Origin of the sequence: Eikenella longinqua (assembly GCF_001648355.1) — a bacterium.
In the GTDB taxonomy this organism is placed as follows: domain Bacteria; phylum Pseudomonadota; class Gammaproteobacteria; order Burkholderiales; family Neisseriaceae; genus Eikenella; species Eikenella longinqua.
Genome location: NZ_LXSL01000011.1, coordinates 161,790 through 185,313, shown reverse-complemented (window position 1 = coordinate 185,313; position 23,524 = coordinate 161,790). Strand labels below are relative to the sequence as shown.

Below are 23,524 nucleotides of genomic sequence, written 5' to 3'. Positions count from 1 at the left end.
ATCCAACCCAAGCCCGATTGAAAATAGCAAATGCCGCCAAAGCCTAGCCAGCCCGGTGGTGTTTTCGGCAGAAAAATACAGGTACAATACCCGCCATTCCCTTTGAAAGAAAATACCATGTCCCAACACCGCAAACTCATCATCCTCGGCTCCGGCCCCGCCGGCTACACCGCCGCCGTTTACGCCGCCCGCGCCAACCTCAAGCCCGTGATCATTACCGGCCTGGAGCAGGGCGGCCAGCTCATGACCACCACCGAAGTGGACAACTGGCCGGCCGATGCCGACGGCGTGCAAGGCCCCGAGCTGATGGCACGCTTCCTAGCGCACGCCGAACGCTTCGGCACCGAAATCATCTTCGACCACATCCACACCGCCCAGCTGCAACAACGCCCGTTCAAGCTCATTGGCGACGCCGGCGAATACACCTGCGACGCGATGATTGTGGCCACCGGCGCTTCCGCCAAATACCTCGGCCTGCCCAGCGAAACCGCGTTTGCCGGAAAAGGTGTGTCTGCCTGCGCCACTTGTGACGGCTTTTTCTATAAAAAACAAGATGTCGCCGTGGTGGGCGGCGGCAACACTGCCGTGGAAGAAGCGCTGTATCTGGCCAACATCGCCAACACCGTTACCCTCATCCACCGCCGCGACAGCTTCCGTGCCGAAAAAATCATGGTAGACAAGCTCATGCAGCGCGTGGCCGAGGGCAAAATCATCCTCAAGCTCAACAGCACGCTGGATGAAATTTTGGGCGACGACAACGGCGTGAGCGGTGCCCGCCTGAAACACGCAGACGGCAGCAGCGAAGACATCGCCGTGCACGGCGTGTTCATCGCCATCGGCCACAAGCCGAACACCGATATTTTCCAAGGCCAGCTCGACATGGACGCCGCAGGCTACCTGAAAACCAAAGGCGGCAGCGGCGACAACGTGGGTGCCACCAACATCGAAGGCATCTGGGCCGCCGGCGACGTGAAAGACCACACCTACCGCCAAGCCATCACCAGCGCCGCCTCCGGCTGCCAAGCCGCGCTCGACGCCGAACGCTGGCTCGACCGCCAAGGCCTGTAAACCGCCAAGCCGCCAAGCAGGCTACCTGAAAAAGCATTTTGGTTTTCAGGTAGCCTGTTATCCGACAGCAGGGCAACTCAACCCGTTTCACGCATTTCCATTATTCCGCGCCAATTTTCAGGTAGCCTCATGCCCACCGTTACTTTCTACACCCACGTTGCCGATTTGGAGCAATTCGCCTGCCGCCTGAGCAAACGCGCCGTCGAAGCCGGCTGCCGGGTGCTGGTGTGGTCGGGCAGCGCGGCGCAGACTGAGGCGCTGGACAAGCTGCTGTGGTCGTTTGAGCCGGAAAGTTTCCTGCCTCACGAAATCTGGCTGCCCGATACGCCCGTGCCGCCCGAGCCGGCCGTGCTGCTGTCCGACGGCGACGAGCTGCCAGCTATCGCTGCCGATTGGGTGGTGCTCAATTTGTCGGCAGCGTTTTGGAGCCAAGCGCCGCAAGTGCCCGCGCGCATTTTGGAAATTGTGGGCGCCAGCGAGCCGCAGCTGGCCGCCGCGCGCCAACGTTTCAGCGCCTACCGCCAAAGCGGCTTTCAGCTTGAATACCACAAAATGCAGGGCAAAGCCTAGGCTGTTGGCCGTGTCTGGTTTCCACACTTAAGCCTGCCGCTTAGGAAACAAAAATCCGCTTGGTACAATAACAGCCGGCAGCCTTGCCCGCCACCGTTTAAAAACAGCGCGTTTTCGGCTAAAATGCCGCTTTTCTTTCAACCGCTGCCGCGGGTTTTCAGGTAGCTAATCCGCAGCGGCCTCATTCTCTATTCTCAATATGCAAAACGCAGAACAAATCGCCGCCGCCGGCATTGCCGCCGTGAAGGCCGCCGCCGACCAGCAGGCGCTCGAGCTGGTGAAAGCCCAATACCTTGGCAAAACCGGCGAACTCAACGCCCTGCTCAAACAGCTTGGCAAAATGCCGCCCGAAGAGCGCAAAACCGTGGGCGCCCACATCAACGAATGCAAACAGCGTTTTCAGGTAGCCTACGATGCCAAACGCACCGAGCTGGCCGAAGCCAAACTTCAAGCCCAGCTTGCCGCCGAAGCGCTGGATGTTACCTTGCCCGGCCGTGGCGAAGAAACTGGCGGTCTGCATCCCGTAACCCTGACCTTGCAACGCGTGGTCGAACTCTTTCACGGCATGGGTTTTGAAGTGGCAGACGGCCCGGAAATCGAAGACGATTTCCACAACTTCCAAGCCCTGAATATTCCCGCAAACCACCCTGCCCGCGCCATGCAGGATACGTTCTACGTTGAAAACGGCGATGTTTTGCGTACGCACACTTCCCCGATTCAAATCCGCTATATGCTCGACAAAAAAGAGCCGCCCATCCGCATCATTGCTCCCGGTCGCGTTTACCGCGTGGACAGCGATGCCACACACTCGCCCATGTTTCACCAGGCCGAAGGTCTGTGGGTGGAAGAGGGCGTAACTTTCGCTGATTTGAAAGCCGTGTTCACCGATTTTATCCGCTGTTTTTTTGAACGAGATGATTTGCAGGTACGTTTCCGTCCGTCTTTCTTCCCGTTTACCGAGCCGTCCGCCGAAATCGACATCATGGGCGAAAACGGCAAATGGCTGGAAGTCGGCGGCTGCGGCATGATACATCCCAACGTGTTGAAAAACGTGAATATCGACCCCGAAAAATACACCGGTTTCGCCTTCGGTATCGGCCTCGACCGTTTCGCCATGCTGCGTTACGGCGTGAACGATTTGCGGCTGTTTTTCGATAACGATTTGGGGTTTTTGAAGCAGTTTGCGAAATGATTGTGCAGGCTGCCTGAAACGAAAAAGTAGCCTGCACCATAGATTTGGTAGGCCGTCTGAAAAACCAAACCGGTAAACTAATTTCATGACCAACAAACCTTTTTTAAAATGGGCAGGCGGTAAAGCAAAGCTGGTGCCGTTCATTCAAGAAAATTTTCCCACGCGTACGCGCAAACGCTTGATTGAGCCGTTTGCGGGTTCGGCGGCCTTGTCCTTAGCATTGGAATTTGATGCTTATTTGTTAAACGATACCAATTCCGACCTTATCGGTCTGTTTCAAACGCTGAAACAGGAAAGGCAGTCGTTTATTGATTATGTACGAACGTTTTTTGCCGCTAAAAACAATTGTGAAAGCCGTTTTTACGAATTGCGTGAACAGTTTAATAGCAGTCGAAATGTGATCGAGCGTTCGGCACTGTTTGTTTATTTGAACCGCCACGCTTTTAACGGGTTGTGTAGGTATAACAATAAAGGTGCATTCAATGTGCCGTTCGGGCGTTATACCGCGCTGTATTTCCCTGAAACAGAAATGCAGGGATTTATTGACAAATCCGACCGTATCGAATTGATGTGCGGTGATTTTCAGACGGCCTTGAACCGGGCAGATGCGGACGATATGGTGTATTGCGATCCGCCCTATGTGCCTTTGAGTGAAACGGCTTCGTTTACTGCGTACGCCAAGGACCAAATGCAATGAACCTTCGTTTTAACACAAGTCTGGCAGAAGGTTATAAAAGTGCTTCGCAAATTGTGCGGGTACTGACTGAAGGCTGGATGGGAGAGAATATTTATTGTCCAAGTTGCGGTTGCAAGCCGATAGGAAAAGCACAGAATAACCGTCCCGTACAGGATTTTTTATGTCCGCAATGCGGAGAACAGTTTGAGTTAAAAAGTAAAAATGGAAAATCGGCAGGGAAAGTGGTTAATGACGGTGCTTATCAAACCATGATTGAGCGCATTCAGGCTGACGATAATCCCAATTTCTTTTTTCTGTCCTATCGGAAAGCCGATTATTCTGTGCAGCAACTGATGCTTGTGCCCAAACATTTTATAACCGCTGATATGATTATCCGCCGTAATCCTTTACCGGAAACGGCGAAACGTGCAGGTTGGGTTGGCTGTACTATTAATATTGGTAGCTTGCCCGAAAGTGGCAAAATTCTGTTGGTCGATAAAGCGCAAATAATAGAACCCGAACAGGTGCGCGAACAATGGAGAGCCAATCTATTTTTGCGGCAACAGCAAACAGCAGCCAAAGGATGGTTGCTGGCTGTTATGAAGTGTATTGAAAGATTGCCTGAAAAATTTGATTTGAAACAGATGTACGAATTTGAACAGCAATTGGCGATTCAATTTCCTGAAAATAACCATATTAAGGATAAAATCCGCCAGCAGTTGCAGATTTTGCGCGACCAAAATGTGATTGAGTTTACCGCACGCGGACAGTATCGAAAAATTGCTATTTAATGAAAGGAAAGCTAAATATGGCATTTTTTGAGATTGAAGTTAGAGAAATTCTTAGCCGTAATGTCATTATTGAAGCAGAAACCTTAACCGATGCACTTAGTGTGGCAAAAGAGAGATATAACGGTGAAGAAATAGTTCTAGATGCTGATGATTTTAGTTTTCAAGATTTTTTTCCTGCAAATAGCCTAATATCAAAAGTTGTTTTACCTGATGAATATATGAAGCATTTAAAATTAGTTGTAGATTACCTTGAAGCAGATGAACAAAAAGACTATGAAAGTAATGGTTTTCCGAAAAATCATATTTTTCATTCTGTTCTAGTATTAAAAAATATAGTGGAAATGCACAAATAAAAAGTCATTACCTGTTTAATTCTTCCCTTAAATAGCGCGGGTTGCTGCAAGAATAGAATAAGTTTGACCAAAGGCTATCCGAAACCCCAAAAGCAGCCTGCACATTTTCAGGTAGCCTTAAACAAACCGTCTGAAAACAAAACCCGATAAAACAAAAGTTAATTAGTTGATTGAGAACATAACATGCAATTCTCCTACTCATGGCTGAAAACCCAAGCCGATACCGAACTTTCCGCCGATAAGCTGGAACATTTATTGACCATGTCCGGCTTGGAAGTGGAAGAAGCGGAAACTGCCGCGCCTGCGTTTACGGGCGTGGTGGTTGCCGAAGTGAAATCCGTTGAAAAGCATCCGGATGCCGACCGTTTGAACGTTACCCAAGTCGATGCGGGTACGGGCGAGTTGTTGCAGATTGTGTGCGGTGCGCCGAATGTGAAAGTGGGCATCAAAGTGCCGTGTTCGCTGCCGGGTGCGGTGTTGCCGGGCAATTTCAAAATCAAACCGACCAAGATGCGCGGTGTGGTGTCGAACGGGATGTTGTGTTCCACCAATGAATTGGGTTTGCCTGATGACGGCGTGGACGGGTTGCACATTCTGCCTGAAGACGCTCCTGTCGGCGCAAACATCCGCGAATATCTGGATTTGGACGACACGGTCTTCACGCTGAAAATCACGCCGAACCGTGCCGACTGCCTGAGCATCAAAGGCATTGCGCGCGAAGTGTCTGCGCTGACGCAGTGCGCATTCTCGCCCGTTGCGATTCAGACGACCCCTGTAAGCAGCACCAAAAAACAGGCCGTCCGCATTGACGCACCTGCCGACTGTGGCCGCTTTATCAGCCGCGTGATTGAAAACGTGAACGCGCGCGCGGCTACGCCGGATTGGATGAAGCAGCGTTTGGAGCGCAGCGGTATCCGCAGCATTTCCGTGTTGGTGGACATCGGCAATTATGTGATGCTGGAAATCGGTCAGCCCATGCACGTTTTCGATGCCGACAAGCTGTCGGGAAGCTTGATTGTCCGTCGCGCGCTGAATGGCGAGACCTTGGAATGCCTGAACGAGAAAACCGTAACGCTTGCGGATAACACGCTTGTGGTTGCTGATGAAAAAGGCGCGTTGAGCCTTGCAGGTCTGATGGGCGGAGAGGCGAGCGCGGTTTCAGATGACACGCAAAATATCGTGTTGGAAGCGGCTTGGTTTGCGCCTGAAATCATCGCCGGCAAATCGCGCCAATACGGATTCGGTTCGGATTCATCGTTCCGCTTCGAGCGCGGCGTGGATTACCGTTTGCAGGCGGATGCCATCGAACGCGCCACCGAATTGGTTTTGCAAATCTGTGGCGGTGAGGCAGGCGAAATGGTGGAAGCGCAGGGCGAATTGCCTGAAGCGAAGCAGGTCGAATTGCGTTTGGGTCGTCTGAAAACCGTGTTGGGCGTGGACATTCCTGCCGAACAGGTGGAAACCATTTTGCAGCATTTGGGTTTGCAGCCTGAAAAAACGGCGGACGGTTTCCGCGTTACTGCGCCGAGCTTCCGTTTCGACATTGAAATCGAAGCCGATTTGATTGAAGAAGTCGGCCGCGTGTACGGCTATGAAAACATCCCCAACGATTACACTTCAGGTCGTCTGAAAATGCTGGCACTGCCCGAAACCCGCCGTCCGCGTTTTGCCGTTTACAACGAAATGGCGGCGCGCGGCTACCGCGAAGTGGTCAGCTATGCCTTCGTTGACGAGCAGTGGGAACTCGATTTTGCCGCCAACGCCAACCCCATCCGCCTGCAAAATCCGCTGGCAGCGCAATATGCCGTGATGCGTTCAACGCTCATCGGCGGCTTGGTGGAAATTCTGCAAAACAATCTGAACCGCAAGCAAAACCGCGTGCGCGTGTTTGAAATCGCCCGCGTGTTCAGCAAAGATTCAGACGACCTGTTTGTCCAAAACGAGCGCATCGGCGGCCTGTGGTACGGCGCGGCGATGCCCGAACAGTGGGGCGAGAAAACGCGCAACGTGGATTTTTACGACATCAAGGCTGATGTGGAAAATCTATTGAAAAACAAAGCGGTTGAGTTCGTCACAGCCGAACATCCCGCCCTGCATCCCGGCCGTGCTGCCAATATCGTTTCAGACGGCCAAGTCATCGGTTTTGTCGGCGAACTGCATCCGAAATGGCTGCAAAAATACGACCTGCCGCAAGCACCGCTGGTTTTTGAAATCGACATGGCAGCCGTGTTGGAACGCGAAAAAACGCGCTATCAGGCGGTATCGAAATTCCAGCCGGCACGCCGCGATTTGGCGTTCGTGGTGCCTGAAGCGGTAACGCATGAAGCACTGCTGGCAGCCTTGCATGAAGTAAGAAGCCCGCTGATTCGGGAGATTGCATTGTTTGACGTGTATCGCGGCGCAGGGCTACCTGAAAATAGCAAGAGTATGGCGGTGAAGGTAATCTTGCAGGATGCCGAGCAGACGCTGACGGATGATGCAGTGGAGCCTGTGGTGGAGAAACTCATTACCGCAGCCCATGCTGTAGGCGGGCAGCTGCGGTAGTGTTTAACTGGTTGATGAAACGGGCTACTCAGTAGAGAGTAGCCCGTTTAGTTTGTTTACGATATTGTTCAAAGCCTAGCGACTGGATAATGTGCAATCAGAAGAAGATCGGCTTCGAGCAGCAGCTACGCTTTTACATTCATACACAGTGCCAGCGGCAGTTATATAAAGCGATTTAGTGAAGTTACTTTGGCGTGGCTGAACATAGACAAAGTAGTCGTTGATATTAGAGTTGCCAGCAATAAAGGTATATCTACTTTTTGTATCACTATTTTGGGCGTTAATTAAGCTAGTTAAGCCAGTAATACTGTATTTACCATTATTGAGCAGCTTATTGCGCCGCATTTGCGAAACTATATTCACTAAATTATTTTTAGCAGCAGCTAAATGGGTTTTTTCAACATGCGATTGATAGGATGGCATGGCAATGGCAGCTAATATGCCGACAATTGCCACGACAACCAAAACTTCTAATAAAGAGAATCCACTGGTTTGGGTTTTCATGGTTTATCCAGTTTGTTATTTACCTGAATATTCTGCATACGATTGCAGAGTTACTACGGTATTTTCATTAGCACCCCAAGCACGAGCAGTTACACGGAACACATGTGCATATCGAGAGTCAGCTGTTTCGCCTAAGCGTTCCACCATATAACAGGCGTTATTAATGTTTTTCGTGCCAGTATTTAGGCAATGACGTCCTTTGCCATTTTCATTTAGGTTTACTGTATCGGTGCGTTTCCAAACAGGTGTATTCTCAGAAGCCTTCTCTCCACAGATACCATCCTTACATTCTGTGCTATTGGTAACTTTATCAAAAGCCTGGTTCTTCACTTCAACGATGCGTTGCTCGCCCGCCCTAAGCGCTTGCTCGGCAAGGGAGAATGCATATTTTCTATCAGCTTCGTTTGAGCTGATCCGCATTTCCGTATTGGTAGATTGCATGCTGGCCACCACAATCACTGCAATTACCAGCATCATAATCAATACAATAAATAAAGTATAACCTTGATTCTTTTTTAGGATTGATTGGCGCATACGTTTCCTCCCCGGACATTGGCACGGATTAAATACTGAGTAACTGAACCATAAGTTTTTTGGTTTTCGGTAAGCTGCAGTCGAACTTCAACAATCGCTGGCAGCATAGAGATACGAGTAACATTAGGCAGGTTGGCTAAAGTAGAGCGGTCGTTGGAAAATGTAACATCTGTACTGGAGTTATTACAACCAGCGTAAAGTTGCTTTACCTGCATACTCTGGATATTAGCTGCCATCAGTTGTGGGTTTCCCCATGTCCCATTGGGGGTCAGTGTGAAACGATAAAGTGCATCGGCCGTATTGGCATTAGGGATGCGGCCAACAGCATACGCAACACTTTGAACCTGTGATAAGGTGGTCTGCGGGAGATAGAAGGAGCCAGCAGAGCTAAAGTTAGAAACTAAAGAGCCACCGAATGAATTATTAATAGTGATAGTCTGCCGCCCTGCATCTACATTGAGGGCGCTGCCATTACCAATATACATACGTGCACATGAAGATAGTGCAACTGGGCCATTGCTTGAGGCTGTGTTCAGTAATTCCTGTGTTACTCCAGTAGCAGTATGAGGTCCTGACCCAGTAACGGGGGTTAGATTTTGCCCATAAGAGAACACTAATACAGGAGAGTTGGCTGTTGGCTGAAACCCTGCTACGTTTAAAACATGTTTCGCATCATTATTATCCATGATGCTGATACCACTATAATCCGGGTCGTTAAGTATCAGTCGAACGCCAGTTGCAGCAGAGTGAAAGCCTGTGCTTGAATTAGGTGATACAGGCATTTGTTTATTTAGCAAATTACCCATATTAAAGCAGCCGAATGATCCAGCCATTTGTGCATCGCGTAGCAATAATTCGGAAGCATTACGCAAGTCCTGTTGTGCGGCCAAGCGATTTTCCGATGCATTGCGCATATTACTGGTAATACCGTAGGTCACACCGATAGCCAGTAATACAACAAGAGCTAAAGCACTAGCCACCATGAATTCAATTAGAGTAAAACCGGATGGCTTTCTTACAGACAGGAAATTTCTTTGTTTGAATATTGGAGATTGAGTACGGATTTGCATAGTATTTAGTCTCCTACAACGGCGCTGTAGCTATATTGGAAACTGTCGTTGTCTCCGTTGCTTTCTGTCCAGTTAACCTTAATGGTTGTTGTAGCATTTTTGCTTTCAATGCTATAAGAGATAGCTGTAGCGTTAGGTAGGGCGTTTTGTAGTTCTGTTGCAAAAGATTTGGTATGACATGCAGCTAACTCTGTATTGCTTACACCGCCATTTTTATCCGGTATTCCACATACGTCAATATCTACCGGAGCGGTGGTCACGTTTACATTACGCGCAGCTGTGTTGTAGCGGGTATAGCTTAATTTGGTCGTGGCTGCATTAAGGGAACCTATATTACTGATAGTATCTGGGTTGCTTAGCATGCCGGCAGAGAGGTTCTGGACAGCTTGTGCAACACGAGTTTGCATTTCTGCTTCGCGTACATTGCTGACGGATTTCAGTTGAGCCAACATCAATGCCATGATACCGAAGGCCATGATAAACACAGAAATTAATACCTCAAGAAGGGTACTTCCTCGTATTGAGCGTGCTGGTAACAGAGTTGGTTTGTTTTTATGGAGCATCATGAAGATCCCTTAAGTGAATTTTAGAGGGCACAGAGGTTTTTATAGCTGCTTGCTTGAAGGTTGCTAAACTCTGTAGATGGTATGGAGGCGTTGCAGGTAATCACACGACCACTTGGTGCAATGAGTGCCATGCGAACTCGTGTACCATCATTGGCAGAGATTCTAACGTAAGAATCCGTATAACCATAGGCAGCTGCTCCCCCGTTGTTGTTCGTTCCAAAAGATCCATTAGGTTGGAAGATAAAGCGGAATTTGCTGGTTGGCGGCACAGGTTTTAAATTTAACGCAGTATCCAATATGTGAATTTGGATATTATCCCTATCTATTAAAACAGAACGCAAGTCAATATCACCATTGCTGCCTTGGGTAATACTGCTTTGATAGTTATTGTCGCTATTTTTATCTACAAAGGCCAACAAAGAGTTGCCGTTTTGATCACAACCATTATTTGGTTTGCCATCGGATTTTAAGGTAATCCCCCCGCAAATCAGAACCGGTTCATTTCTCCGCACGGCTTCTGCTCGAGCGAAACGGAAAGCCGTGGTAACTTGAGTGATCCTATTGCCCAGCCGTTGGTTGGCAATGAAATTACTCATGCTTGGCATAGCAATGGTAGCCATAATCCCGATCAGGGTTATGGTGATCATCAGTTCTATCAGGGTAAAACCTTGGGTGTTTTGTCGTGTCTTCATGGCCATCACTTTTAATGGGATAAGGGCACTGAAAAGGTGGGCAAGCCGAAAGGATTGTTCTTATTCTTCAGTGAAATAAGTATGCCCGCTGTGTACGGCGTTGTCAAATTTGCTGAATTCGCCGGTAAAGATCAGCGGAATCTTGCCGGTGGGCCCGTTACGGTGTTTGCCGATGATGCATTCGGCCATGCCTTTTTTGTCAGTATCGGGATGGTAGTATTCGTCGCGATACATAAACATAATCAGGTCGGCATCCTGTTCGATGGCGCCGGATTCCCGCAAGTCGGACATCATGGGGCGCTTGTCGGTGCGTGATTCGACGGTACGCGACAGCTGGGAGAGGGCGATAATCGGAATATTTAATTCTCTGGCCAGCGATTTCAGCGAGCGGGAGATTTCTCCCAATTCCGCCGCGCGGTTGCTGCTGTTGTGGCCGCCGTTGCCGCTCATGAGCTGCAGGTAGTCGATCACCACCAAACCCAAATTGCCTTTCCTTCGAGCCAGCCGGCGCACGCGCGCGCGAACTTCCAGCGAAGTCAAGGCAGGGGTTTCATCGATAAAAATGGGGGCATCCGACAGTTTGTGTAAGGCTTCATTGAGCCTAGCCCAATGTTCGTCTTGCAATTGACCGGTTTTGAGTATGCTCTGGTCCAGCCTCCCAACCGAACCGAGCATACGCATTACCAGTTGCACGCCACCCATTTCCATCGAGAAGATGGCAACGGGCAGGTGCGTACTGATAGCGACGTTTTCCGCGATATTCAGTGAAAATGCGGTTTTCCCCATTGCCGGACGCCCTGCCACGATGATGAGATCGCCGCCGTGCAACCCGGCTATTTTTTTATCCAGATCGATGAATCCGGTTGGAATGCCGGTTACATCGTCTTTATTTTCCCTTGAGTAAGCCTTGTCGATTTTGGCGATGGCTTCTTTCAGCATGGCAGGCATCTCTAAAAATTCGTGTTGCACTCTGCTGGTGCTTTCGGCGATTTTAAAGATTTTGGCTTCCGCCTCGTCCAACATTTGTTTGACGTCTCTGCCTTGCGGATTATAAGCATTCCTAGCAATCTCTGTGCCAGCTTGGGCGAGCTGGCGCATGATGGAACGGCTGCGCACGATTTCGGCGTAGCGGGCGATGTTGATGGCGGAGGCGGTATTTTGTGCCAAATCCACCAGATAGCCGAAACCGCCGGCTTCTTCCAGCACTTCTTCGCGTTGCAGCACTTCTTCCACGGTGATGGTGTCGGCGGGGCGGTTGCGCTCGGCCAGATGGGCGATGGCGCGGAAAATCAGGCGGTGTTCGTAACGGTAGAAATCTTCTTCGGATACGGTGCCGGCGATGCGGTCCCAGGCGGAGGAATCCACCATCAGCCCGCCCAACACCGACTGCTCGGCTTCCATAGAGTGCGGGGGCAGGGCGAGGTTTTCGTTGGTTTGGTCTAAGTTGTCCATGGCGTGTGAGGCTACCTGAAAACAGGTATTTGCGTGGTGGTGGGCGCGGTGGAGAAACGGCATGGCCCCAGGCATTTTGCTTCCTGCGGCGTGCTGTTGGTTCCGTTTTCGACCGGCTGCCCGGTATGAAAGAATTGCACCGGCCGCATTGGCCGGCAGGCCTTCGGTTAATCGGAACAGGCTACCTGAAAAGATGTGTTGCCCGATGCGGAAAACATTTTTCAGGTAGCCTGAAGCGTGCGTGCGGCGGCAGACTGACAAAGCCCGTCACTTTTGTCGGAATCGCGTGCGTGTGCGGATTAGCGTACGCCGTAGTTCGGCTGCACCAGCGCGCACACCGGGCGGTGGCGGCGGCTGCGGTGGCGGCGGCCGGGAATGCGGCCGCATTCTTGCGCGGGGCTGTCGGTTTGGCTGCCGCGTTCGGCATTGCGGCTGCGGCGCTCGGCGGCTTCGGGTTTGGCGCCGCTGCGGCGGCCGGCACGCGGTTCGCGCGCTTCGCGGGCGGGTTCGCGCTCGGCGGCGGGGCGGCTGTCTTCCTGCTGGCGCTGCCACCAACGCGGCTCGAAGCCTTCAATCCGCTCCACCGGCAGGTCTTTGCCGATCAGCTCTTTGATGGCTTCAAACATTTTCTGTTCGTCTTCGTCCATCAAGGAGATGGCCACACCTTCGGCGCCGGCGCGGCCGGTGCGGCCGATGCGGTGCACGTAATCTTCAGCCTGGGTGGGCATTTCGTAGTTGATGACGAAGGGCAGTTCGGCGATGTCGAGCCCGCGTGCGGCCACGTCGGTGGCCACCAGTACGCGCAGTTCGCCGGCTTTGAAGGCGTTGAGCGTTTCCAAGCGGGTTTGCTGCGATTTGTCGCCGTGAATGGGGGCAACGCTGAGGCCGCGCCGCTTCAAATCGCGCGCCACCTGGTCGACGCTCTGCTTGGTTTTGCAGAACACGATTACCTGGTTGATGTGCAAATCCACAATCAGCCGTTCCAGCAGGTTGCGCTTCTGTATGGTGTCGATGGCGATGATGTGCTGCTCGACGCTGGCGCTGGTGGTGTTTTGCGGGGTGGTTTGCACCTGCTCGGGCTGGTGCATGAAATCTTGCGCCAGCTTGCGGATGGGCGGGGAGAAGGTGGCAGAAAACAGCAGGGTTTGGCGCTGTTTGGGCAGCATTTGCATGATGCGGCGGATGTCGTCGATAAAGCCCATGTCGAGCATGCGGTCGGCTTCGTCGAGCACCACGATTTCCACTTTATCCAGCCGGATGTTTTTCTGCTGCACATGATCCAGCAGGCGGCCGACGGTGGCCACGACGATTTCGCAGCCGCGCCGCAGGTCGGCGGTTTGTTTGTCCATATTCATGCCGCCGAACAATACGGTGTGGCGCAGCGGCAGGTGTTTGATGTAGGCGGCGGTGTTTTGGTCGATTTGGTCGGCCAGCTCGCGCGTGGGGGTAAGCACGAGCATGCGCACGGGGTGCATGGCGGGGGAGGTGCTAGTGGTGGCGTAGCGGCGCAGGCGTTCGAGGCTGGGCAGCATGAAGGCGGCGGTTTTGCCGGTGCCGGTTTGGGCGGCGGCCAATAAATCGTGGCCGGCCAGCACTTTGGGAATGGCGGCGGTTTGGATGGCGGTGGGCTGTTCGTAGCCTTGTTCGGCCAGGGCGGCGGTGATTTCGGCCGACAGCCCGAGGTTGGTGAAGGGGTTCATAGGTGCTCCGTGTGGCGGCTGCGGCGGCGGGCGGCAGCGGCGGGAATGGGGAAGCGGCACGGCGTGCCCGGCGATTGGGCGGGCGGTGTGCTGCTTGCGTTTGGGGCGGAGCCGGTTTGCGGGGAAACAGGCTACCTGAAAAAAAACGGGGTGCGTCTGGAAGGGCTATATTTTGCCTGAAAATTGGGTTTTCAGGTAGCCTGAGCCGCCGCCGGGTTGAGCCTTGGGCTATCGTTTTGAGCGGTACTTAAGCCCGGGCTTCGATGCGGATGCTCGCGCTACTTCCAAATCTGCCGGGGCTTTGCCTGGAGATAGTCTGCATCGGAGAAGGTGGTGATGAGCTGCGGGGCGAGGGCGACGAAGATGGCGGTGAGCAGGCCGGTGAGGAAGGCTTCGCCCCAGGCGATGAGGAAAAATACCGGGAGCACCGAGCTCAGCAGTATCGGCGCGGCGAAGGCATGTGCCGCATACAGTAGCAGGCCGGTGGCCGCCCCGCTCAGCAATATGCCGGCGGCGGCAGCGAAAAAGCCGTTCACAAAAATAAAGATGAACAGATTGCGCGGCAACTTCTGCACCAAACGCCGCGCCAGCGCGGCGGCAAGCAGCGGCGGCAGCACGCCCGCCAACATCTGCAAGCCGACTGCGGGCAGATGTTCCGCGCCCTGCCACAGCCACACATATGGCGGCAGCAGCAGCGCGAGCAGGCAAAACGCCGTCGGTATGCCCACCATCAGCGAAAGCAGGCAAACGCCCAAAAGGTAGTAGCCGATGCCTTCCAGCAGCCCGCCGGTAGGCGCGGCACGCAGGCTCCAGCACAAGGCCGCCAGCGTGAGCCCGAGCAGCGCCGTGCGGCCGTGTTGTCTCAAAGCGGGCAGGGCGGGGCGCAGCGTGGCGGCAAACAGCAGCAGGCACAATACGTTGGCAGCCAGCAGGGCGGGCGCAGGAAACCAGTGGGCGGGGAAATTCATGGCATTGCGCTTTAAGGCTGCCAATCAATCGGCGGCAGGCCGTGTTGTTGCAGATAGGCGTTGGCTTGCGAGAAGTGGCGGCAGCCGAAGAAGCCGCGGTGGGCGGAGAGCGGCGAGGGGTGCGGCGCGGTGAGCACCAGATGGCGGGCGCGGTTGATGATGGCGCCTTTTTTCTGCGCGTGGCTGCCCCACAGCATAAACACCAAATGCTCGCGCCCTTCGTTCAGCACGCTGATCACGTGGTCGGTGAAGGTTTCCCAGCCCAATGCGGCGTGGGAATGGGCCTGGCCGGCGCGCACGGTGAGCACGGTGTTGAGCAGCAGCACGCCCTGCTCGGCCCAGCGTTGCAGGCAGCCGTGCGGCGGGATAACGAAGCCGGGGATGTCTTGCGCCAGTTCTTTGTAGATGTTCACCAAAGACGGCGGCACGGCCACGCCCTCGCGCACGGAAAAGGCCAGCCCGTGCGCCTGATTGGCGCCGTGATACGGGTCTTGCCCGAGGATGACCACGCGCACTTGGTCAAACTCGGTGGCGCGGAAGGCGTTGAACACGTCGGCGGCGGGCGGATAGACAATCTGCCCGGCCTCGCGCTCTTGGCGCACGCTGCGGATGATGTGCTGGAAATAGGGCTGCTGCTTTTCGGCGCCGATGGCTTGGTGCCAGGTTTGCATGATGCGTCCTTGTGGTTTGTGAGGCTACCTGAAAATCGTGAGGCTACCTGAAAAATGGGAATGGGTATTTTCAGGTAGCCTTTTACTTTATATCAGCCAGCTTTCGGCGCTAACGGGCTTGTTGTCGATCAGGCGCACGATGCCCGCCACCACGCGGAAGAGATACCACAGGCATACCAAGAAAAACAGCGGCACGCCGAGAATCATGCCGATAAACGTGATGATCAGCAGGGCGCTCACGGCCAAACCGATCAGGCTGCCCCAGAAGGTGCGCAGCAGGAATTGGACGTGGTCGAAATAAATCGTGCCGCGCATATCGTCGCGCTTCACGTAGGCCACGATGGCGCCGACGATTGTGGGCAGGGCGAAGCTGAGCAGCCCCAGCGCGTATAGGCCGTAGATCACATACATATAGTTGCGCTGCTCGGGCGTGGGCGAAATCACGCTGGGCGGCGGGTAGGCGGAATCAGGTTGTTGGGCATCCATGGGGGCACTCCTTTTCTTGGGTTAATGCGTATCCAGCTCGGCAAAGCCTTTCACCAGGCTGTCGATTTGCTTGAGCTGGCGCAGGAAGGGCTCGAGCTGGCCCAGGCGCAGGGCGCAGGGGCCGTCGCACTTGGCCTGCTCGGGATCGGGGTGGGCTTCGAGGAACAGCCCGGCCAAGCCCACCGCCATGCCGGCGCGCGCCAAGGTAACAATCTGCTCGCGGCGGCCGCCGGCCGAATCGCTGCGCGCGCCCGGCTGCTGGAGGCTGTGGGTAACGTCGAAAAACACGGGCACGTTCATCTGCTTCATGCTGTCGAAGCCGAGCATATCCACCACCAGGTTGTTGTAGCCGAAAGCGGAGCCGCGCTCGCACAGGATGATTTTGTCGTTGCCGGCTTCCAGGCATTTGTTGATGATGTGGCGCATTTCGTGCGGGGCGAGGAATTGCGCCTTTTTCACGTTGATGATGGCGCCGGTGCGGGCGATGGCGTACACCAAATCGGTTTGGCGGCTCAAAAAGGCGGGCAGCTGCAAAATATCGGCCACTTCAGCCACCGGCGCGGCCTGATAGGGCTCGTGCACGTCGGTGATAACCGGCACATTATAGGTTTCTTTGATTTCCGCCAGCCATTGCAGGCCGCGCTCCAAGCCGGGGCCGCGGAAGGAATGCAGGCTGGAGCGGTTGGCTTTGTCGAAGCTGGCTTTGAACACATAGGGGATGTCGAGCCGGCGGCAGATGTCCACATAAGCGGCGGCGATTTCCAGCGCCAGCTCGCGGCTTTCCAGCACGTTCATGCCGCCGAACAGCACGAAGGGTCGGTTGTTAGCGATGGTGAAGCCGTGGAGGGGGATTTGGGGCAGGGCGGTTTGCATAGCGTGATCCTGAAAGATGATGGCGGGATTATAGCGGAAAAGGCGGGCGGGGAATGTTTGGCGGCGGTAAAGGAGGCTACCTGAAAATCATCGGGCCGCGGCAAGGCTGCGCCTGAAAGCGCAGTGGGAATGCTCCGCAGGATTTTTCAGGTAGCCTCTATCGGGCGCAGAGTTTGTTTGAAAACAGCCGATTCGCTCCGCCCGCCCGCAGCCGCCCTAGGCTTGGCCGCGATATTTGAGTACAATACGCCGTCCGCCAGCCCTTGCCGGAACGAGGCCGGAAAACGCTGCAGGCTCTTGCCCTTTGCCGCGATTTTCGTCAGAAAGAACGAAACAGGCTGGCGTTTGTTACCGGCTCAGACCGCGCCCGCAGCGCAGAAAGCAGATCATGACCAAAGCGAAAAAATTGCCGATATTGCCGCCCGCCATGCTGGGTATTTTGGGCGGCGGCCAGCTGGGGCGAATGTTTACCGTGGCCGCCAAACAGATGGGCTACGGCGTGACCGTGCTCGATCCCGATCCCCACGCCCCCGCCGCCGCGCTGGCCGACAAACACATCTGCGCCCCTTTCGACGACCTGGGCGCGCTGGCCGACCTTTCCACCTGCGCCGCCATCACCACTGAATTTGAAAACGTCAACGCCCAAGCCATGCGCGCGCTGGCTTCGGAAACCCGCGTCTGCCCCAGCGGTGACTGCGTGGAAATCACCCAAAACCGCATCCAGGAAAAAGCTTGGATTGCCAAAGCCGGCCTCAAAACCGCGCCCTACCTGCCCGTTACCCGCGCCGAAGAGCTCACCGACGAAGCCGTGGAGCCGCTGCTGCCTGGTGTGCTGAAAACCGCCATGCTCGGCTACGACGGCAAAGGCCAGATACGCGTGTCCACCCCCGAAGAAGCCCGCACCGCCTTCGAGAAGCTGGGCAAAGTCCCCTGCGTGCTGGAAAAAATGCTCAACCTGCATTCCGAAATTTCCGTGATCGTGTGCCGCCTGAACAACCAGCAGGTGAAATGCTTCCCGCCCGCCGAAAACCGCCACGAAGACGGCATCCTCGCCTATTCCATCGTGCCCGCCCGCCTGCCCGACGAAGTGCAGCAGCGTGCCCAGGCCATGGCCTGCCAGCTGGCCGACGCCCTCAACTACATCGGCGTGCTGGCGGTGGAGATTTTCGTGATTGGCGCCGACCACGAGCTGATTGTGAACGAAATGGCGCCGCGGCCGCACAACTCCGGCCACTACACGCTTGATGCCTGCGCCAGCAGCCAGTTTGAGCAGCAGGTGCGCATCATGTGCGGCCTGCCGCCGGCCGACACGCGCCTGCTCTCCTGCTGCAGCATGGCCAACCTCCTGGGCGACGTGTGGCTGCCCGACGGCAAGGTAAACTGGCAGCCGCTCTTGCAGCGCCCGGATGTGCACCTGCACCTCTACGGCAAAAAAGACGCGCGCCCTGGCCGCAAAATGGGGCATTTCACCGTGCTCTCCGGCCAGTCTGCCGACATCGCTTTTATGCTGGCGCACAAATTGCAGCGGCAGTTGCAGCGCAAGGGAAAATAGCGTTGCGCCAATGAATTTTGGAAGAATGAACAGGGCAGCCGGAAACGGTTGCCCTGTTTTTTCAGGTAGCCTGGATGCGGTGCAAATAGGCTACCTGAAATTTTTATGTCTACAAGCTGTGTATTGCCGGCTTTTGTTTGGGTGGATTAAAGGCTACCTGAAAACCGATTATTCTGTTTTAGCTTCGCAGAAACTCAGCCTTGGCTGCGCCAAGACATCGTTTTCAGGTAGCCTTTTGCCGCCCGGAGCTAGAAACACAAAGCCTTGTTGTTGATTACCTGATCCACGTCGTTGTAGTGCGGTTGCCAAACGGTTTGGCCGTTCTGCTGCTGCGGGATGAGCAGCACGCTTTGGCCGAAGCGCGGGGTGGCGAGCAGTATCCAGCCGTCGCGGCTTACGGCACGCACAGCGGGGTGTTGCCGTTGGATGCTTGGCAGGTTGCTGCGGATGCCGCCGGTGGCAAGCTCTTGGGCGAGCTGGGTTTGCAGGGGTTGCAGCAGTTGGATTTCGCGTTGGATTTCGGCACGGCGGCGGTAGTCGGAATAGTGGGCGGAGAGGATGAAGAGGGTGGCTGTGGCTGCGGTGGCGCCGAGCAGGAAGCTGAGGGCGTATTGGAGCTTGCGGGAGGCGGGCATGGTTTGGATGTGTGGACAAGGTGGTGCCAGTTTGGCAGCGGCTATATTGAAGTTTGATTTTCAGGTAGCCTGTGTTTTAACGCAAACAGGCTACCTGAAAATTTTATCCCTGCGGTTACAAAGCGTTTTGCGGCTGACCGGCGGCGAAGGCGTTGATGTTGGCTTCGAGGATTTCGGTCATGTTGAGCAGGGCTTCCTGGCTGGTCCAGGCGATGTGGGGGGTGACGATGAGGTTGGGCAGCGGGGCGAGCAGGGGGTTGCCTTGGCGCGGGGGCTCTTGGCTGAGCACGTCGAAGCCGGCGCCGCCGAGCCGGCCTTGCTGCAAGGCTTGGAACACGGCTTGTTCGTCGGCAAGGCCGCCGCGGCCGGTGTTGAGGAGGATGGCGCCGGGCTTCATCAGGCGCAGCTCGGCTTCGCCGATCATGTGACGGGTGTCGGGGGTCATGGGGCAGTGCAGGGATACGACGTCGGCCTGTTGGAGGGCGGTTTGGAAGGGGGTGTAGCCTTCGCGCACGGCGGCGGCGTTTTTGTGTTCTCCCCAGAGGATGTGCATGCCGAAGGCTTGGGCGTAGCCGGCGAGGGTGCGGCCGATGTTGCCGCGGCCGAAGATGGCGAGGGTTTTGCCGCCGAGGTCGTGCATGGGGGTGTTGAAGTGGACGAATTGGGGGGACTGCTGCCAGGCGCCGGCGGCGATGTCGCGCATGCAGGCGGGCAGGTGGCGGATGAGGGCGAGCAGCATCATGAAGGCGTGTTGGGCCACGCTTTCGCTGCTGTAGTTGCGCACGTTGCACACGGTAACGCCGGCAGCTTTGGCGGCGGCCACGTCGATGTGGTCGAAGCCGGTGGCGGCCACGGCGATGAGCTTGAGCTGGGGGTTGGCGGCGAGGTGTTCGGCGCGAATGGATACTTTGTTGGTGATGGCGATTTGGGCGCCGGCAAGGCGTTGGTTGAGCTCTTCGGGGGTGGTGGCGGGGTATTCGCGCAGGGTGTGCGGGAAGTTGAAAACGAGCGGACGGGCGGGGAGGGTGTCGCGGTCGAGGAAGACGATGTTCATGGCGGGCTCCTTGGGTGGGTGGGGCGGCTGGGGTTGGGGTGCCGCTGCGGGTTGAGTATAGCGCGAAACGGGGGCGGGCGGCGGGTGCTGCGTTTGATTTGGGTAAACGAAAGGCTACCTGAAAAACAGTTTTCAGGTAGCCTCAGGTTTTCAGGTAGCCTTTAACTCGGCTGCAAGGGTGTGCGCCGCCCGAAATACACCATCCCCAGCAGTCCGCACACCATCATCGGCAGGCTCAGCCACTGCCCCATGGAAAGGTTGAGATACAGCAGGCCGAGAAACTCGTCCGGCTCGCGGGCGAATTCGGCAATAAAGCGTGCCGTGCCGTAGCCCAGCAGAAACAGGCTCATCACCTGCCCGCTCGGGCGCGGCTTTTTGGAAAACCACCACAGCACCACAAACAGCAAAATCCCTTCCAGCGCAAACTGATAGAGCTGAGAAGGATGGCGCGGCAGCATGCCGTATTGCTCAAACACCGCCCCCCATACCTGCGGCTGCTCCGCCACCAGCTTCAAATCTTCGCTGCGTGCGTGCGGGAAACCCATCGCCCAGAAAGCATCCGGCCGCGTTACCCGCCCCCAGAGCTCGCCGTTCATAAAATTGCCGCCCAGGCGCACCGCCGCAAAGCCCAGCGGCGCCAACGGCGCAATCGAATCCGCCAGCTTCAGCGGGTTGATTTGATATTTTCGCGCAAACAAAAGCCCGGCAATCACCACGCCGAGGAAGCCGCCGTGAAACGACATCCCGCCGTTCCACACCTTCAAAATCTCCAGCGGGTGGGCAAAATAATAGGTATGCTGGTAAAACAGCACATAGCCCAGCCGCCCGCCCGCAATCACGCCCACCACGCCCCAAGTGAGGAAATCATCCAGCGTTTGGTTGGTGAACACGCTGTTGCCCTGGCGGATGCGCCGCCGCCCCAGCCACATAAACAGCGCAAAGCCGACAATATAGCTGACGGCATACCAGCGGACGGCCAGCGGGCCGAGCGTGAAGATGGCGGGGTCGAAATTGGGATGGATAAGCATAGGGGAACCGCAGGTGAAACAAAAGGGCGCATTATAGCGCATCTGGCGGGCGGCAATAACGAGCGGGAAGTAAAGAAAAAACGGATTGGGTTAGGAATGGGCGCAATGGTTTGCTGTTTTTCAGATAGCCTGCCCGCGGTGGCCAAAGGCTACCTGAAAAATTTTCCGGCAATCATTTTTTCTTGGTTTGAAAAACTTCTGTTCAGGTTACGGCGGCTTGCGGAATTTCAGGTAGCCTCCGGCGCCGCTTTCGATGCGGCTTTAACTCGCGGCGAGGATTGGGTATGATAGGCCGTTTTTTCCAACAGCCGGCGGGAGGCCGGAAATGGCAGAGATCAAATTCACCAAAATGCACGGTTTGGGCAACGACTTTATGGTGGTGGACGGCATCAGCCAGCGTTTCGACCCGGCCGCCGCGCCGATTGCCGCCTGGGCCGACCGCCATTGGGGCATCGGTTTCGACCAGCTTTTGCTGGTGGAAGCCTCGCCGCTGCCGGAAGCCGAATTCCGCTACCGCATTTTCAACACCGACGGCAGCGAAGTGGAGCAGTGCGGCAACGGCGCGCGCTGCTTCGCCCGCTTCGTGCGCGAAAAAGGCCTGAGCCGGCACGACCACATCAAAGTGCTCACCGCCAAAGGGCTGATTGTGCTGCACTTAACGGCAGACGGCCTGGTAACGGTGGACATGGGCGAGCCGCGCCTGGCCGCCGCCGAGATTCCCTTTGTGCCCGCGCCGGGCGAGGCGGCAGACGCGCTGTTGCACGAAGTTGCCCTGGGCGAGGAAACGGTACGCCTGGCCTGCGTGAGCATGGGCAACCCGCACGCCGTGCTGCCGGTGGCCGATGTGGACGGCGCGCCGGTGGCCGATTGGGGCGCCAGGCTAGAGCGGCACCCGCAGTTTCCCGAGCGGGTGAACGTGGGCTTCATGCAGGTGCTGGACGCGCACCATATCCGCCTGCGCGTGTTCGAGCGCAGCGTGGGCGAAACGCAGGCCTGCGGCAGCGGCTCGTGTGCGGCGGTGGTGGCGGGCATACGGCTGGGGCTGCTCGAGCGCAACGGCGAAGTGAAAGTGAGCCTGCCCGGCGGCGATTTGCGCATCGAGTGGGCGGCAAATAACCATGTGTTGATGACCGGGCCGGCGGCCACGGTGTTTGAAGGAACGGTAACTTACTGATGAACGAAAAGAAATTATTGGCCTATTTGCAGGCACACCCGGAATTTTTGCTCAACCACGCCGCCGAACTCGGCGTGCAGCCCGCGCAAGGGAGGGTACAGTCTTTCGTGCAGGCGCAATGGCTGGCGCAGCAGGAAAAGGCGGCCAAGATGGCCGGCCAGCTGGCGCAAATCATGCAGGATGCCGACAGCAACCACCAAACCCTCGGCCGCCTGCTGGGCTTCGTGCGCCGCTTGCTGGCGGCGAATACGCTGTTGCAGGTGCTGCGTGCGGCGGAAGCGGGCTTGCGCGAGGATTTCGGGCTGGCTTCGGGCTGCGTGTGGCTGCTGGCCGAGCCGCCGAAGAAAGGCGCGCCCGCCGGGGCATACAGGCTACCTGAAAATCATGCCACCCATGCCGCTTTGCGCGCCCTGAAAGCGCCGCTGTGTGACAACCATATTTCGCCCGCCTTGATTAAGGCTTTGCCGCAGCAGGGCAAGGGGCTGGAGAGCTTCCTGCTGCTGCCGGTGCGCGTAAACGGGCAAACCGTGGCCGTGCTGGCGGCGGGCGATGCTGATGAAACGCGCTTCACGCCGGATTTGCCGCTGGATTGGGTGCGCGAACTGGCGGCCTGCACGGCTGCGGCGCTGGCCAGAGCAGGCGGGTGGCAGTAATGGCGGTGCAAAGCCTAACGCTGTGGGTGTTGTCGCTGTATATCACGCTGTTTCTTACGGCGGCGTTTCAGCGGCAGCAGTTTTCCTGGCTGTGGGGCAGCGTGCTGCTGTGGCTGGGCTTCGGCCTGATCAGTGCGCGGATTATGCCGGGCGTGCTGGGGATTACGCATATTGCCAATGTGTATCCGGTGTACGGCTATATTGTGCTGGCCAGCCTGTTTCTGTTTGCCAACGGCTGGCGCTACGATGCGCGGCAGATGGGCTGGAAGCTGGAGGGCGGCGGCACGTTTTTGGCGTATTTTGCGGTGGCGGGTGCGGTGCAGCATATTACGCTGCTGTTTTTGCTGCTGATTGCCATCTGGCAATATCCGCAGGGGATGTCGGCGCCGATGCTCACTGGGCTGTTGTCGCTGTATTTTTTGCAGCCGGTGTTGTGGATTGCGGGGCAGATGCTGCTGATGCTGCTGATGTGGCTGCACCGGCGTTATCTGAGCCGGGAAGAGGTGCGGTTTTTCAGTCCTTTGCAGTTGCAGGGCGTGCTGCTGCTGAGTTTGTTTTTTCAGGTAGCCTGTTTGCTGGCGAAGGAGAAGATGCTGCTGATTGCAGCGTTGCGCGGGCTGTGGATGCTGTTTTATTAAGTGGCAAGATTTTGCCAAAGTGATGGAATCTGCTATGTTGTATGGCAAACAAAAAACCAGCTTAAGTGCTTGCTTAGGCT

25 protein-coding genes and 1 pseudogene are annotated in these 23,524 nt (G+C 55.8%); 12 read left to right on the top strand and 14 right to left on the bottom strand.

Features of this window, described 5'->3' with window-relative positions:
• Positions 1 to 117 precede the first annotated feature (117 nt).
• From trxB to pheT, 7 genes and pseudogenes are all read left to right on the top strand, one after another.
• A complete protein-coding gene (gene trxB, locus A7P95_RS01560) occupies positions 118 to 1,068 on the top strand; it encodes a thioredoxin-disulfide reductase (protein WP_067590085.1) in 951 nt (316 codons plus the stop codon).
• A gap of 129 nt (positions 1,069 to 1,197) precedes the next feature.
• A complete protein-coding gene (locus A7P95_RS01555; protein ID WP_067590082.1) occupies positions 1,198 to 1,638 on the top strand; it encodes a DNA polymerase III subunit chi in 441 nt (146 codons plus the stop codon).
• 199 nt (positions 1,639 to 1,837) lie between these two features.
• On the top strand, positions 1,838 to 2,830 hold the full coding sequence (gene pheS, locus A7P95_RS01550; protein WP_067590079.1) for a phenylalanine--tRNA ligase subunit alpha: 993 nt from the start codon (positions 1,838 to 1,840) through the stop codon (positions 2,828 to 2,830).
• A gap of 85 nt (positions 2,831 to 2,915) precedes the next feature.
• A pseudogene (locus tag A7P95_RS01545) lies at positions 2,916 to 3,515 on the top strand (DNA adenine methylase); the annotation flags it as partial.
• Positions 3,516 to 3,523: 8 nt separating this feature from the next.
• The gene (locus tag A7P95_RS01540) at positions 3,524 to 4,297 is read left to right on the top strand and encodes a DpnI domain-containing protein (RefSeq protein WP_067590362.1); all 774 of its coding nucleotides are present in this window, start codon (positions 3,524 to 3,526) and stop codon (positions 4,295 to 4,297) included.
• 17 nt (positions 4,298 to 4,314) lie between these two features.
• Positions 4,315 to 4,650 (top strand): DpnD/PcfM family protein, encoded by a 336-nt coding sequence (locus A7P95_RS01535; RefSeq protein WP_067590076.1) that lies wholly within the window; start codon positions 4,315 to 4,317, stop codon positions 4,648 to 4,650.
• 183 nt (positions 4,651 to 4,833) lie between these two features.
• Positions 4,834 to 7,194, top strand: a complete 2,361-nt coding sequence (gene pheT, locus A7P95_RS01530) for a phenylalanine--tRNA ligase subunit beta (RefSeq protein ID WP_067590073.1) — start codon at positions 4,834 to 4,836, stop codon at positions 7,192 to 7,194.
• Positions 7,195 to 7,269: 75 nt separating this feature from the next.
• Here pheT and A7P95_RS10975 read toward each other — a convergent pair whose 3' ends face one another.
• The 11 genes from A7P95_RS10975 to kdsA all read right to left on the bottom strand — a co-directional run bounded on the left by A7P95_RS10975 (position 7,270) and on the right by kdsA (position 16,710).
• A complete protein-coding gene (locus A7P95_RS10975; RefSeq protein ID WP_082890681.1) occupies positions 7,270 to 7,698 on the bottom strand; it encodes a type IV pilin protein in 429 nt (142 codons plus the stop codon).
• Between the two features lie 15 nt (positions 7,699 to 7,713).
• Positions 7,714 to 8,232: a pilus assembly PilX family protein gene (locus A7P95_RS01525; RefSeq protein WP_067590072.1), complete on the bottom strand. Its 519-nt coding sequence runs from the start codon at positions 8,230 to 8,232 to the stop codon at positions 7,714 to 7,716.
• Positions 8,214 to 9,302, bottom strand: a complete 1,089-nt coding sequence (locus A7P95_RS10970; RefSeq protein ID WP_082890669.1) for a PilW family protein — start codon at positions 9,300 to 9,302, stop codon at positions 8,214 to 8,216. The genes A7P95_RS01525 and A7P95_RS10970 overlap by 19 nt, the downstream gene beginning before the upstream one ends.
• 5 nt (positions 9,303 to 9,307) lie before the next feature.
• Positions 9,308 to 9,868, bottom strand: a complete 561-nt coding sequence (gene pilV, locus A7P95_RS01520) for a type IV pilus modification protein PilV (protein ID WP_082890668.1) — start codon at positions 9,866 to 9,868, stop codon at positions 9,308 to 9,310.
• Between the two features lie 20 nt (positions 9,869 to 9,888).
• Positions 9,889 to 10,560 (bottom strand): GspH/FimT family pseudopilin, encoded by a 672-nt coding sequence (locus A7P95_RS10965; protein WP_281179398.1) that lies wholly within the window; start codon positions 10,558 to 10,560, stop codon positions 9,889 to 9,891.
• Between the two features lie 60 nt (positions 10,561 to 10,620).
• The gene (gene dnaB / locus A7P95_RS01515; protein ID WP_067590070.1) at positions 10,621 to 12,012 is read right to left on the bottom strand and encodes a replicative DNA helicase; all 1,392 of its coding nucleotides are present in this window, start codon (positions 12,010 to 12,012) and stop codon (positions 10,621 to 10,623) included.
• A gap of 299 nt (positions 12,013 to 12,311) precedes the next feature.
• The gene (locus tag A7P95_RS01510; protein ID WP_067590067.1) at positions 12,312 to 13,712 is read right to left on the bottom strand and encodes a DEAD/DEAH box helicase; all 1,401 of its coding nucleotides are present in this window, start codon (positions 13,710 to 13,712) and stop codon (positions 12,312 to 12,314) included.
• A 278-nt stretch (positions 13,713 to 13,990) separates the two neighbouring features.
• A complete protein-coding gene (locus A7P95_RS01505) occupies positions 13,991 to 14,680 on the bottom strand; it encodes an energy-coupling factor ABC transporter permease (protein WP_067590064.1) in 690 nt (229 codons plus the stop codon).
• An 11-nt stretch (positions 14,681 to 14,691) separates the two neighbouring features.
• Entirely contained in the window at positions 14,692 to 15,351 is a 660-nt protein-coding gene (gene ung, locus A7P95_RS01500; protein ID WP_067590061.1) for a uracil-DNA glycosylase, read from the bottom strand.
• Between the two features lie 87 nt (positions 15,352 to 15,438).
• Positions 15,439 to 15,837, bottom strand: a complete 399-nt coding sequence (locus tag A7P95_RS01495) for a DUF4870 family protein (RefSeq protein ID WP_082890666.1) — start codon at positions 15,835 to 15,837, stop codon at positions 15,439 to 15,441.
• Between the two features lie 21 nt (positions 15,838 to 15,858).
• Positions 15,859 to 16,710: a 3-deoxy-8-phosphooctulonate synthase gene (gene kdsA, locus A7P95_RS01490; protein WP_067590058.1), complete on the bottom strand. Its 852-nt coding sequence runs from the start codon at positions 16,708 to 16,710 to the stop codon at positions 15,859 to 15,861.
• 388 nt (positions 16,711 to 17,098) lie between these two features.
• Between kdsA and A7P95_RS01485 the strand changes: the two genes are divergently transcribed.
• Complete coding sequence (locus tag A7P95_RS01485) at positions 17,099 to 18,262, top strand: 5-(carboxyamino)imidazole ribonucleotide synthase (protein WP_067590055.1); 1,164 nt, start codon at positions 17,099 to 17,101, stop codon at positions 18,260 to 18,262.
• 248 nt (positions 18,263 to 18,510) lie between these two features.
• On the opposite strand, the gene A7P95_RS01480 is transcribed toward A7P95_RS01485, so the two are convergent.
• The 3 genes from A7P95_RS01480 to lgt form a co-directional block, all read right to left on the bottom strand.
• Positions 18,511 to 18,897 (bottom strand): hypothetical protein, encoded by a 387-nt coding sequence (locus A7P95_RS01480; protein ID WP_067590052.1) that lies wholly within the window; start codon positions 18,895 to 18,897, stop codon positions 18,511 to 18,513.
• A gap of 115 nt (positions 18,898 to 19,012) precedes the next feature.
• Positions 19,013 to 19,951, bottom strand: coding sequence for a D-2-hydroxyacid dehydrogenase (locus tag A7P95_RS01475; RefSeq protein ID WP_067590049.1), 939 nt, complete (start codon positions 19,949 to 19,951; stop codon positions 19,013 to 19,015).
• 161 nt (positions 19,952 to 20,112) lie between these two features.
• Positions 20,113 to 20,979, bottom strand: a complete 867-nt coding sequence (gene lgt / locus A7P95_RS01470; protein ID WP_067590046.1) for a prolipoprotein diacylglyceryl transferase — start codon at positions 20,977 to 20,979, stop codon at positions 20,113 to 20,115.
• Between lgt and A7P95_RS11430 the strand changes: the two genes are divergently transcribed.
• From A7P95_RS11430 to A7P95_RS01450, 4 genes are read left to right on the top strand one after another with little or no spacing between them, the layout of a single operon-like run.
• Entirely contained in the window at positions 20,968 to 21,267 is a 300-nt protein-coding gene (locus A7P95_RS11430) for a hypothetical protein (RefSeq protein WP_156503458.1), read from the top strand. The two genes, lgt and A7P95_RS11430, sit on opposite strands and share 12 nt — an antisense overlap.
• Positions 21,268 to 21,304: 37 nt before the next feature.
• Entirely contained in the window at positions 21,305 to 22,153 is an 849-nt protein-coding gene (gene dapF, locus A7P95_RS01460; RefSeq protein ID WP_067590042.1) for a diaminopimelate epimerase, read from the top strand.
• Positions 22,153 to 22,806 (top strand): DUF484 family protein, encoded by a 654-nt coding sequence (locus A7P95_RS01455; protein WP_067590039.1) that lies wholly within the window; start codon positions 22,153 to 22,155, stop codon positions 22,804 to 22,806. The genes dapF and A7P95_RS01455 overlap by 1 nt, the downstream gene beginning before the upstream one ends.
• Positions 22,806 to 23,444: a hypothetical protein gene (locus A7P95_RS01450; RefSeq protein WP_067590036.1), complete on the top strand. Its 639-nt coding sequence runs from the start codon at positions 22,806 to 22,808 to the stop codon at positions 23,442 to 23,444. The genes A7P95_RS01455 and A7P95_RS01450 overlap by 1 nt, the downstream gene beginning before the upstream one ends.
• Positions 23,445 to 23,524: the final 80 nt, after the last annotated feature.